Origin of the sequence: Enterobacter sp. Lyrl_3, assembly GCF_051948675.1 — a bacterium.
Classification (GTDB): Bacteria; Pseudomonadota; Gammaproteobacteria; order Enterobacterales; family Enterobacteriaceae; genus Enterobacter; species Enterobacter cloacae.
Map to the genome: position 1 here is coordinate 179224 of NZ_JAYJLI010000003.1, position 12508 is coordinate 191731.

Consider the following 12508-nt stretch of genomic DNA (forward strand, 5'->3'; position numbering starts at 1 on the left):
AGAGATGCCAGAAGGCCCGGAGATCCGCCGCGCTGCGGATAGCCTCGAGGCGGCGATAAAAGGCAAACCCCTGACGGACGTCTGGTTTGCTTTTCCTCAACTGAAGCCGTTTGAAGCACCGCTGGTGGGACAAACGGTGACCCACATCGAAACACGGGGAAAGGCGTTACTCACGCATTTTTCCCATAACCTGACGTTATACAGCCACAACCAGCTTTACGGCGTCTGGCGGGTGGTTAACGCCAACGAGCAGCCGCAAACCACCCGAGTGCTGCGCGTCAGGCTGCAAACCGCGGATAAAGCGATTTTGCTGTATAGCGCGTCTGATATCGAAATGTTAACGCCGGAGCAACTGCTTACGCACCCGTTCTTACAGCGGGTCGGGCCGGACGTGCTGGATATGCGTCTGACGGCGAACGATGTCAAAGCCCGCCTGTTATCCCCTAAATTCCGCAACCGGCAATTTTCCGGGCTACTGCTCGATCAGGCGTTCCTGGCCGGATTAGGCAATTACCTTCGCGTCGAAATTCTCTGGGAGGTCGGGCTGGCGGCGCAGCATAAAGCGTCGCAGTTGAGCGATGAACAGCTGGAAGCGCTCTCTCACGCGCTGCTGGATATTCCACGGCTATCGTATAACACCCGCGGCGTGGTAGATGACAACAAGCATCACGGGGCGCTGTTCCGCTTTAAGGTGTTTCATCGGGCGGGGAAGAGGTGCGAGCGGTGCGGTGGGGTGATTGAGAAGACAACGCTCTCTTCACGACCGTTTTACTGGTGTCCCGGGTGCCAGAGGTAAAAAATAAAACGGTAACCCTCAGGTTACCGTTTTTAATGTTTTCACCCTCTCCCGGTGGGAGAGGGCCGGGGTGAGGGCATCAGGCCGCACCCACGTCTTTTAGCGCTTAAGATCAGACTTAAAATCACGCTGCTCGTAGCCGGTATACAGCTGACGAGGACGGGCGATTTTCATGCCTTCGCTGTGCATTTCGTTCCAGTGCGCAATCCAGCCCACGGTACGCGCCATGGCAAAGATTACGGTGAACATGGATGACGGAATGCCCATCGCTTTCAGAATAATGCCAGAGTAGAAGTCTACGTTCGGGTAGAGTTTCTTCTCGATGAAGTACGGGTCGTTCAGCGCGATGTGTTCCAGCTCCATCGCCACTTCCAGCAGATCGTCTTTGGTGCCCAGCTCTTTCAGCACTTCGTGGCAGGTTTCACGCATCACGGTTGCACGTGGGTCGTAGTTTTTGTACACACGGTGACCGAAGCCCATCAGACGGAAGGAGTCATTCTTGTCTTTCGCGCGGCGCACGAATTCAGGAATGTGCTCAACGGTGCTGATCTCTTCCAGCATCTTCAGTGCAGCTTCGTTTGCGCCGCCGTGCGCCGGTCCCCACAGGGAGGCGATGCCTGCAGCGATACAGGCGAACGGGTTCGCGCCTGAAGAGCCTGCGGTACGGACGGTGGAGGTAGAGGCGTTCTGTTCGTGGTCAGCGTGCAGGATCAGAATACGGTCCATCGCGCGTTCCAGCACCGGGTTCACTTCGTACTCTTCGCACGGCGTGGAGAACATCATGCGCAGGAAGTTACCGGCATAGGAGAGGTCGTTACGTGGATACACGAACGGCTGACCGATGGAGTATTTGTAACACATCGCTGCCATGGTTGGCATTTTGGACAGCAGGCGGAACGCTGCGATATCGCGGTGGCGTGGGTTATTCACGTCAAGGGAGTCGTGGTAGAACGCCGCCAGCGCACCGGTAATCCCGCACATCACCGCCATCGGGTGAGAGTCACGACGGAACGCATGGAACAGACGGGTAATCTGCTCATGGATCATGGTGTGACGGGTGACGGTGGTTTTGAATTCATCATACTGAGCCTGCGTCGGCTTTTCGCCGTTCAGCAGGATGTAGCACACTTCCAGATAGTTGGATTCGGTGGCTAACTGATCGATGGGGAAGCCGCGATGGAGCAGGATACCTTCGTCACCGTCAATGTAGGTGATTTTGGATTCGCAAGATGCGGTAGAGGTAAATCCAGGGTCAAAGGTGAACACTCCTTTGGAACCCAGCGTACGGATATCAATAACATCCTGACCGAGCGTGCCTTTTAGCACATCCAGTTCAATAGCATCACCACCGTTGAGGGTGAGTTTTGCCTTTGTATCAGCCATTTACGGTCTCCTTAGCGCCTTATGCTTAAGACTGCGCTTTACCGGATTTGCTTTCAGCTGTTAATCACCGTTACCAGATTGTTATTTGGCTTACCGCTCAGCTCACGAGGACAAACCAGGGTACAGAGCTATGGCGCCTTGCAGGTAAACGAATGAAATATCAGTGAAACAACAGCAAATCAGCGTTTTTGCAGTCCGAATTTTTCAAACCTGTATATCACTAATAACTGTCCTGATAACTTCGGTCAATACCATCACACTGTTACATAACTATTTGTCAGGTGAAAGAGAGACCTCATAACTTTTGCGCATTATATGCCTTTTCTGATGACGTTTGTAACAATATTGTTTAACATTTGTCAAATCAGATGATTAAAAATTAAAAAGATGTTGTTATCGTGACCCTGATCACTGTTCCAGAGAAAACCCGACAAACTGTATGTAGGTTAATTGTAATGATTTTGTGAACGGCCTATACTGCCGCCAGGTCTCCGGAACACCCTGCAATCCCGAGCCACCCAGCGTTGTAACGTGTCGTTTTAGCATTTGGAAGCAATGTTTTGCATGACGCGCAGTTATAGAAAAGGAACGCTGTCTGACCCGCATCGCAGTCCGGAGGAAGGAAACAATAAGAACAGCATGTGGGCGTTATTCATGATAAGAAATGTGAAAAAACAAAGACCTGTCAATCTGGATCTCAAAACGATCCGGTTCCCCGTAACAGCAATAGCGTCCATTCTGCACCGTGTATCGGGTGTGATTACGTTTGTGGCGGTAGGCATTCTGCTGTGGTTACTGGGCACCAGCCTCTCTTCTCCTGAAGGATTCCTCCAGGCCTCTGCCATCATGAACAGCTTCTTCGTGAAATTCATCATGTGGGGCATTCTGACCGCACTGGCGTACCACGTTGTGGTGGGTGTTCGCCATATGCTGATGGACTTTGGTTACCTGGAAGAGACTTTCGAAGCCGGGAAACGTTCCGCTAACATTTCATTTGTGATTACAGTCGTGCTTTCACTTCTCGCAGGAGTTCTCGTATGGTAAGCAACGCCTCCGCATTAGGACGCAACGGCGTACATGACTTCATTCTGGTCCGTGCTACCGCCATCGTTCTCACCCTCTACATCATCTATATGATCGGTTTCTTCGCGACCAGCGGCACGCTGACGTGGGAAATCTGGAGTGGGTTCTTCGGATCTGCCTTCACCAAAGTGTTCACCCTGCTGGCGCTGTTCTCCATTCTTATTCATGCCTGGATTGGCATGTGGCAGGTGTTGACCGATTACGTTAAACCGCTGGCGATTCGCCTTCCTCTGCAGCTGGCCATTGTCGTTGCACTGGTGGTTTACGTTATTTATGGATTCGTTGTGGTGTGGGGTGTGTAATGAAACTGCCAGTCAGAGAATTTGATGCTGTTGTGATTGGTGCGGGTGGCGCAGGTATGCGCGCCGCGCTGCAAATTTCCCAGAGCGGCCAGACCTGTGCGCTGCTCTCTAAAGTATTCCCGACCCGTTCCCACACGGTATCTGCGCAGGGCGGTATTACCGTTGCGCTGGGTAACTCCCATGAAGATAACTGGGAATGGCACATGTACGACACGGTAAAAGGGTCCGACTACATCGGCGACCAGGATGCCATCGAATATATGTGTAAGACTGGCCCGGAAGCGATTCTGGAGCTGGATCATATGGGTCTGCCGTTCTCCCGTCTGGAAAATGGCACCATCTATCAACGTCCGTTTGGCGGCCAGTCGAAAAACTTCGGCGGCGAGCAGGCGGCACGTACCGCGGCAGCGGCTGACCGTACCGGTCACGCGCTACTGCATACTCTGTATCAGCAGAACCTGAAAAACCACACTACTATCTTCTCCGAGTGGTATGCGCTGGATCTGGTGAAAAACGCCGATGGCGCGATTGTTGGTTGTACTGCGCTGTGCATTGAAACCGGTGAAGTGGTCTACTTCAAAGCGCGCGCAACCGTGCTGGCAACCGGCGGTGCAGGGCGTATTTACCAGTCCACCACTAACGCCCACATCAATACCGGTGATGGCGTTGGGATGGCTATCCGCGCTGGCGTGCCGGTGCAGGATATGGAGATGTGGCAGTTCCACCCAACCGGTATCGCCGGTGCGGGTGTTCTGGTGACAGAAGGCTGCCGTGGTGAAGGCGGTTACCTGCTGAACAAACACGGCGAACGTTTCATGGAACGTTATGCCCCGAATGCGAAAGACCTGGCGGGTCGTGACGTGGTGGCGCGTTCCATCATGATCGAAATCCGTGAAGGTCGCGGCTGTGATGGCCCATGGGGTCCACACGCCAAGCTGAAACTCGACCACCTGGGTAAAGAGGTACTGGAATCCCGTCTGCCGGGTATTCTGGAACTGTCCCGTACCTTCGCCCACGTCGACCCGGTGAAAGAGCCAATTCCGGTTATCCCTACCTGCCACTACATGATGGGCGGTATTCCGACCAAAGTGACCGGTCAGGCATTGACCGTGAACGAGCAGGGCGAAGATGTGGTCATCCCTGGCCTGTTCGCGGTAGGCGAAATTGCCTGTGTGTCCGTACACGGTGCCAACCGTCTGGGGGGGAACTCCCTGCTGGACCTGGTGGTGTTTGGTCGTGCGGTGGGTCTGTACCTGCAGGAATCCATTGCCGAACAGGGCGCGCTGCGTGACGCCACTGACGACGAAATTGATGCATCGCTTGAGCGTCTGAACCGCTGGAACGGTAACCGTAACGGTGAAGATCCGGTGGAAATCCGCAAAGCGCTGCAGGAATGTATGCAGCACAACTTCTCGGTATTCCGTGAAGGTGACGCGATGGCGAAAGGTCTTGAGCAGCTGAAAGCGATCCGCGAGCGCCTGAAAAACGCCCGTCTGGATGATACTTCCAGCGAGTTCAACACCCAGCGCGTTGAGTGTCTTGAGCTGGATAACCTGATGGAAACCGCGTTCGCAACCGCGATGTCGGCCAACTTCCGTACCGAAAGCCGTGGCGCGCATAGCCGCTTCGACTTCCCGGATCGTGACGATGAAAACTGGCTGTGCCATTCCCTGTATCTGCCAGAGTCGGAAACCATGACGCGCCGTCAGGTGAACATGGAACCGAAACTGCGTCCGGCGTTCCCGCCGAAGATTCGTACTTACTAATGCGGAGACAGGACAATGAAACTCGAATTCTCAGTTTATCGTTATAACCCGGATGTAGATGACGCTCCGCGCATGCAGGATTACACGCTGGAAGCGGAAGAAGGTCGTGACATGATGCTGCTGGATGCGTTAATCCAGCTGAAAGAAAAAGATCCGACACTGTCGTTCCGTCGCTCCTGCCGTGAAGGGGTGTGTGGCTCTGACGGCGTCAACATGAACGGCAAAAATGGTCTGGCCTGCATCACGCCAATTTCCGCGTTGCAGCGCCCGGGCCAGAAAATTGTTATCCGTCCTCTGCCAGGCCTGCCGGTCGTGCGTGATTTGGTGGTAGACATGGGGCAATTCTATGCACAATATGAGAAGATTAAGCCTTACTTATTGAATAATGGGCAAAATCCACCCGCTCGTGAGCATTTACAGTCTCCTGAGCAGCGTGAAAAACTCGACGGCTTGTATGAGTGTATTCTCTGTGCATGTTGTTCAACGTCGTGCCCGTCGTTCTGGTGGAACCCGGACAAGTTCATCGGCCCGGCCGGTCTGCTGGCTGCCTATCGCTTCCTGATCGATAGCCGCGACACCGAAACCGATAGTCGTCTGGAAGGTTTAAGTGACGCTTTCAGCGTATTCCGCTGCCATAGCATCATGAACTGCGTCAGTGTGTGTCCGAAGGGGCTGAACCCGACGCGCGCCATCGGCCATATTAAGTCGATGCTGCTGCAGCGCAGTGCGTAAGTAGTGAGAGGGGGCGCTGTTCCCCCTCACCCTAACCCTCTCCCAAAGGGAGAGGGGATAGATTGCAGAAACCTTTAAAAACTGCCCTGAAGTCTAGACAGTTTCTAAAGGTTCCTTCGCGGGCCAAAGTAAAAGAGCTCGCAGGTGAACCCCGGCACGTACACGCGGTGTGCGTGGTAGTTTCTACGGCGAAAGTAAGCATAAAAATGCTTAAGGGATCACGATGCAGAACGGCGCAATGAAAGCCTGGCTGGACTCTTCTTACCTCTCTGGTGCCAACCAGAGCTGGATAGAACAGCTCTATGAAGACTTCTTAACCGATCCTGACTCAGTGGACGCAAACTGGCGTTCCATGTTCCAGCAGTTGCCTGGCACGGGAGTCAAACCGGATCAATTCCATTCCAAAACACGTGATTATTTCCGTCGTCTGGCGAAGGATGCCTCACGTTACTCTTCTGCGATTTCCGACCCTGACACCAACGCGAAGCAGGTTAAAGTCCTGCAGCTTATTAACGCTTATCGCTTCCGCGGTCACCAGCATGCGAATCTCGATCCGCTGGGACTGTGGAAACAAGACCGTGTGGCGGATCTCGATCCGGCGTATCACGATCTGACCGAGGCCGATTTCCAGGAAAGCTTTAACGTAGGTTCTTTTGCCATTGGTAAAGACACGATGAAGCTGGGCGATCTGATCGACGCCCTCAAGCAAACCTACTGCGGCTCCATCGGCGCGGAATACATGCATATCACCTCTACCGAAGAGAAACGCTGGATCCAGCAGCGCATTGAGTCCGTGGCGGGCCACGCGACGTTCTCTTCTGAAGAGAAAAAACGCTTCCTGAACGAACTGACCGCAGCGGAAGGGCTTGAGCGCTATCTGGGCGCGAAGTTCCCGGGTGCAAAACGCTTCTCGCTGGAAGGCGGCGATGCGTTAGTGCCAATGCTGAAAGAGCTGATTCGTCATGCAGGCAAGAGCGGTACCCGTGAAGTGGTACTGGGCATGGCGCACCGTGGTCGTCTGAACGTGCTGGTCAACGTGCTGGGTAAAAAACCGCAGGACCTGTTCGACGAATTCGCGGGCAAACATAAAGAACATCTCGGCACCGGTGACGTGAAGTACCACATGGGCTTCTCGTCTGATATCGAAACCGAAGGCGGTCTGGTTCACCTGGCGCTGGCGTTTAACCCGTCGCATCTGGAGATCGTCAGCCCGGTAGTTATCGGTTCCGTGCGTGCGCGTCTGGATCGTCTGGACGAGCCAAGCAGCAACAAAGTGCTGCCAATCACCATTCACGGTGATGCGGCGGTCACAGGGCAGGGCGTGGTTCAGGAAACCCTGAACATGTCCAAAGCGCGTGGTTATGAAGTGGGCGGTACCGTTCGTATCGTCATCAACAACCAGGTGGGCTTCACAACGTCTAACCCACTGGATGCGCGTTCAACCCCTTACTGCACCGACATCGGCAAGATGGTACAGGCGCCAATCTTCCACGTGAACGCGGATGACCCGGAAGCGGTCGCCTTCGTGACCCGTCTGGCGCTGGACTTCCGTAACACCTTCAAACGCGATGTGTTCATCGACCTGTTCTGCTACCGCCGTCACGGCCACAACGAAGCCGACGAGCCAAGTGCAACCCAGCCGTTGATGTACCAGAAAATCAAAAAACACCCGACGCCGCGCAAAATCTACGCTGACAAGCTGGAAAGCGAAAAAGTGGCGACGCTGGAAGATGCGACCGAAATGGTCAACCTCTACCGCGACGCGCTGGATGCGGGTGAGTGCGTGGTGAAAGAGCTGCGTCCGATGAACATGCACTCCTTTACCTGGTCGCCGTACCTCAACCACGAGTGGGATGAGAGTTACCCGAACAAGGTCGAGATGAAGCGCCTGCAGGAGCTGGCTAAACGCATCAGCACCGTGCCAGACGCCATCGAGATGCAGTCTCGCGTGGCAAAAATTTATGCCGACCGTCAGTCTATGGCGGCAGGTGAGAAGCTGTTCGACTGGGGCGGTGCAGAAACGCTGGCTTACGCGACGCTGGTTGACGAAGGTATTCCTGTTCGTCTGTCCGGTGAAGATGCGGGCCGTGGCACCTTCTTCCACCGTCACGCGGTAGTTCACAACCAGTCTAACGGTTCAACCTACACCCCGCTGCAGCACGTGCACAACGGTCAGGGCCAGTTCAAGGTCTGGGACTCCGTGCTCTCTGAAGAAGCGGTGCTGGCCTTCGAATACGGTTACGCTACCGCAGAGCCGCGTACGCTGACCATCTGGGAAGCGCAGTTCGGTGACTTCGCCAACGGTGCTCAGGTGGTTATCGACCAGTTCATCTCTTCTGGCGAACAGAAATGGGGCCGTATGTGTGGCCTGGTGATGCTCCTGCCACATGGTTATGAAGGCCAGGGTCCTGAGCACTCCTCCGCGCGCCTGGAACGTTATCTGCAGCTCTGCGCTGAGCAGAATATGCAGGTTTGCGTACCGTCCACCCCGGCTCAGGTTTACCACATGCTGCGTCGTCAGGCGCTGCGCGGTATGCGCCGTCCGCTGGTGGTCATGTCACCAAAATCCCTGCTGCGTCACCCACTGGCGGTGTCCAGCCTGGATGAGCTGGCGAATGGCACCTTCCTGCCTGCCATCGGTGAGATTGATGAACTGGATCCGCAGGCTGTGAAGCGTGTGGTGATGTGTTCTGGTAAGGTTTATTACGACCTGCTGGAACAGCGCCGTAAGAACGATCAGAAAGATGTCGCCATCGTGCGTATCGAACAGCTTTATCCATTCCCGCACCAGGCGGTGCAGGAAGCGCTGAAACCGTACGCTCACGTGCATGATTTTGTCTGGTGCCAGGAAGAGCCGCTCAACCAGGGCGCATGGTACTGCAGCCAGCATCATTTCCGTGAAGTGATTCCATTTGGGTCTGCCCTGCGTTATGCAGGTCGCCCGGCCTCCGCCTCTCCGGCGGTAGGGTATATGTCCGTTCACCAGAAGCAGCAACAAGATCTGGTCAATGACGCGCTGAACGTCGATTAATTAAAGGATACATAATGAGTAGCGTAGATATTCTTGTTCCCGACCTGCCTGAATCTGTAGCAGATGCGACCGTCGCTACCTGGCATAAAAAACCAGGCGATGCCGTTAAGCGCGATGAAGTGCTGGTAGAAATCGAAACTGACAAAGTGGTACTGGAAGTACCGGCTTCGGCGGATGGCGTTCTGGACGCGGTGCTGGAAGACGAAGGCACCACCGTAACCTCTCGCCAGATCCTGGGTCGCCTGCGTGAAGGCAACAGCGCGGGCAAAGAGTCCAGCGCGAAGTCTGAAGAGAAAGCTTCTACGCCGGCTCAGCGCCAGCAGGCTTCTCTGGAAGAACAGACCAACGACGCGCTCAGCCCGGCGATCCGTCGCCTGCTGGCTGAACACAGCCTTGACCCGGCAGCCATCAAAGGTACCGGTGTAGGCGGTCGTCTGACCCGTGAAGACATCGACAAACACCTGGCGAAAGCGCCTGCTCAGGCAGAAGCGAAAGCCCCTGTGGCAGCACCAGCAGCACAGCCTGCTCTGGGTGCGCGCAGTGAAAAACGTGTGCCAATGACTCGCCTGCGTAAGCGTGTGGCAGAGCGTCTGCTGGAAGCGAAAAACTCCACCGCGATGCTGACCACCTTCAACGAAGTGAACATGAAGCCAATCATGGACCTGCGTAAGCAGTACGGTGACGCGTTCGAAAAACGTCACGGTATCCGTCTGGGCTTTATGTCCTTCTACGTGAAAGCGGTTGTTGAAGCGCTGAAACGCTACCCGGAAGTGAACGCGTCCATCGATGGCGATGACGTGGTTTACCACAACTATTTCGACGTCAGCATGGCGGTGTCTACGCCACGTGGTCTGGTGACTCCGGTTCTGCGTGATGTGGATACCCTGGGTATGGCCGACATCGAGAAAAATATTAAAGAGCTGGCCGTGAAAGGCCGCGACGGCAAGCTGACCGTAGACGACCTGACCGGCGGTAACTTCACCATTACCAACGGCGGCGTGTTTGGCTCGCTGATGTCTACCCCGATCATCAACCCGCCGCAGAGCGCGATCCTGGGTATGCACGCCATTAAAGATCGTCCGATGGCGGTAGACGGTAAAGTGGAGATCCTGCCAATGATGTATCTGGCGCTCTCTTACGATCACCGTCTGATCGACGGCCGCGAGTCCGTGGGCTTCCTGGTAGCGATTAAAGAGCTGCTGGAAGATCCAACGCGTCTGCTGCTGGACGTCTAGTCCCTTTTAGCATCACCTGCCCTGTAGGCCGGATACGCCTTGCACCGGCCTGCAGGTTTGAAGATAACGATTACCCTGAAGGATGGATAGAACACATGAACTTACATGAATATCAGGCCAAACAGCTGTTTGCCCGGTATGGCTTACCGGCTCCGGTGGGTTATGCCTGTACTACCCCGCGTGAAGCAGAAGAAGCCGCATCTAAAATCGGTTCCGGCCCGTGGGTAGTTAAATGTCAGGTTCACGCTGGTGGCCGTGGTAAAGCGGGCGGTGTGAAGGTTGTTAAGAGCAAAGAAGAAATTCGTGCATTTGCTGAACATTGGCTCGGCAAGCGTCTGGTCACTTACCAGACAGATGCGAACGGCCAGCCAGTCAACCAGATCCTGGTTGAAGCGGCAACCGACATCGCGAAAGAGCTGTATCTGGGCGCGGTGGTAGACCGTAGCTCGCGTCGCGTGGTGTTCATGGCGTCTACCGAAGGCGGCGTGGAAATCGAAAAAGTGGCAGAAGAGACGCCACACCTGATCCATAAAGTGGCTATCGATCCACTGGCAGGTCCAATGCCTTACCAGGGCCGTGAGCTGGCGTTCAAACTGGGTCTGGAAGGCAAGCTGGTTCAGCAGTTCACCAAGATCTTCATGGGTCTGGCGACCATCTTCCTGGAGCGCGATCTGGCGCTGATCGAGATCAACCCGCTGGTGATCACCACTCAGGGCGATCTGATCTGCCTCGATGGCAAACTGGGTGCTGACGGCAATGCCCTGTTCCGCCAGCCAGATCTGCGCGAAATGCGTGACCAGTCTCAGGAAGACCCGCGTGAAGCACAGGCTGCTCAGTGGGAACTGAACTACGTGGCGCTGGATGGCAACATCGGCTGCATGGTTAACGGTGCGGGCCTGGCGATGGGCACCATGGACATCGTTAAGCTGCACGGCGGCGAGCCAGCGAACTTCCTCGACGTAGGCGGTGGCGCAACCAAAGAGCGCGTAACCGAAGCGTTCAAAATCATTCTCTCTGACGACAACGTGAAAGCCGTTCTGGTGAACATCTTCGGCGGTATCGTACGTTGCGACCTGATCGCAGACGGCATCATCGGCGCGGTAGAAGAAGTGGGCGTTAACGTTCCGGTTGTTGTGCGTCTTGAAGGTAACAACGCTGAACTCGGCGCGAAAAAACTGGCTGACAGCGGCCTGAATATTATTGCAGCGAAAAGTCTGACGGATGCAGCTCAGCAGGTTGTTGCCGCAGTGGAGGGGAAATAATGTCAGTTTTAATCAATAAAGATACCAAGGTTATCTGCCAGGGCTTCACCGGTAGCCAGGGGACTTTCCACTCCGAGCAGGCGATTGCCTACGGTACGCAGATGGTTGGCGGTGTAACACCAGGTAAAGGTGGCACCACACACCTGGGCCTGCCGGTGTTCAACACCGTGCGTGAAGCCGTAGAAGCGACGGGCGCAACCGCGACCGTTATCTACGTTCCGGCACCGTTCTGCAAAGACTCCATTCTGGAAGCGATCGACGCAGGCATCAAACTGATCATCACCATCACTGAAGGTATCCCGACGCTGGATATGCTGACCGTGAAAGTGAAGCTGGACGAAGCGGGCGTGCGCATGATCGGCCCGAACTGCCCAGGCGTGATCACCCCAGGCGAATGCAAAATCGGCATCATGCCAGGTCACATTCACAAGCCGGGCAAAGTGGGTATCGTTTCCCGTTCCGGTACGCTGACCTATGAAGCGGTTAAGCAGACCACCGACTACGGCTTCGGCCAGTCCACCTGTGTGGGCATCGGCGGTGACCCAATCCCAGGCTCTAACTTCATCGACATCCTGAAGCTATTCCAGGAAGATCCACAGACCGAAGCGATCGTCATGATCGGTGAGATCGGTGGTAGCGCGGAAGAAGAAGCGGCTGCTTACATCAAAGAACACGTAACCAAGCCAGTAGTCGGTTACATCGCGGGTGTGACGGCGCCGAAAGGTAAGCGTATGGGTCACGCAGGCGCGATTATCGCCGGTGGTAAAGGTACGGCTGATGAGAAATTCGCAGCGCTGGAAGCCGCAGGCGTGAAGACCGTTCGCAGCCTGGCGGATATCGGCGAAGCACTGAAATCCATCATTAAGTAAGTCCTCTCTGGCCCTGAAAGGGGCGCGTTGAAATAAAAAATGTCCGTTT

Annotated in this window: 10 protein-coding genes; 9 read left to right on the forward strand and 1 reads right to left on the reverse strand. The window is 55.1% G+C overall.

The genetic code is table 11. From position 1 onward, the window contains the following. The first annotated feature begins 4 nt into the window (after positions 1–4). Positions 5–796 carry an endonuclease VIII gene (gene nei, locus VF709_RS08595; RefSeq protein WP_040020634.1) on the forward strand — a complete coding sequence of 264 codons (792 nt, stop codon included), beginning with the start codon at positions 5–7 and terminating at the stop codon, positions 794–796. Positions 797–895: 99 nt separating this feature from the next. On the opposite strand, the gene VF709_RS08600 is transcribed toward nei, so the two are convergent. Then, a complete protein-coding gene (locus VF709_RS08600) occupies positions 896–2179 on the reverse strand; it encodes a citrate synthase (protein ID WP_013097545.1) in 1284 nt (427 codons plus the stop codon). A gap of 639 nt (positions 2180–2818) precedes the next feature. Here VF709_RS08600 and sdhC point away from each other — a divergent pair. The 8 genes from sdhC to sucD all read left to right on the forward strand — a co-directional run bounded on the left by sdhC (position 2819) and on the right by sucD (position 12459). Continuing rightward, a complete protein-coding gene (sdhC, locus tag VF709_RS08605; RefSeq protein ID WP_020684965.1) occupies positions 2819–3223 on the forward strand; it encodes a succinate dehydrogenase cytochrome b556 subunit in 405 nt (134 codons plus the stop codon). Then, complete coding sequence (gene sdhD / locus VF709_RS08610) at positions 3217–3564, forward strand: succinate dehydrogenase membrane anchor subunit (RefSeq protein WP_008501088.1); 348 nt, start codon at positions 3217–3219, stop codon at positions 3562–3564. Before sdhC ends, sdhD begins: the two co-directional genes overlap by 7 nt. Next, positions 3564–5330 carry a succinate dehydrogenase flavoprotein subunit gene (gene sdhA, locus VF709_RS08615; RefSeq protein WP_440231283.1) on the forward strand — a complete coding sequence of 589 codons (1767 nt, stop codon included), beginning with the start codon at positions 3564–3566 and terminating at the stop codon, positions 5328–5330. Before sdhD ends, sdhA begins: the two co-directional genes overlap by 1 nt. A 15-nt stretch (positions 5331–5345) precedes the next feature. After that, positions 5346–6062 (forward strand): succinate dehydrogenase iron-sulfur subunit SdhB, encoded by a 717-nt coding sequence (sdhB, locus tag VF709_RS08620; RefSeq protein ID WP_008501090.1) that lies wholly within the window; start codon positions 5346–5348, stop codon positions 6060–6062. 223 nt (positions 6063–6285) lie between these two features. Next, positions 6286–9093, forward strand: a complete 2808-nt coding sequence (gene sucA / locus VF709_RS08625; protein ID WP_040020635.1) for a 2-oxoglutarate dehydrogenase E1 component — start codon at positions 6286–6288, stop codon at positions 9091–9093. 14 nt (positions 9094–9107) lie between these two features. After that, a complete protein-coding gene (gene odhB / locus VF709_RS08630; protein WP_013097540.1) occupies positions 9108–10328 on the forward strand; it encodes a 2-oxoglutarate dehydrogenase complex dihydrolipoyllysine-residue succinyltransferase in 1221 nt (406 codons plus the stop codon). Positions 10329–10423: 95 nt separating this feature from the next. After that, positions 10424–11590 (forward strand): ADP-forming succinate--CoA ligase subunit beta, encoded by a 1167-nt coding sequence (gene sucC / locus VF709_RS08635; protein WP_006809579.1) that lies wholly within the window; start codon positions 10424–10426, stop codon positions 11588–11590. After that, on the forward strand, positions 11590–12459 hold the full coding sequence (gene sucD / locus VF709_RS08640; RefSeq protein WP_008501094.1) for a succinate--CoA ligase subunit alpha: 870 nt from the start codon (positions 11590–11592) through the stop codon (positions 12457–12459). Before sucC ends, sucD begins: the two co-directional genes overlap by 1 nt. Positions 12460–12508: the final 49 nt, after the last annotated feature.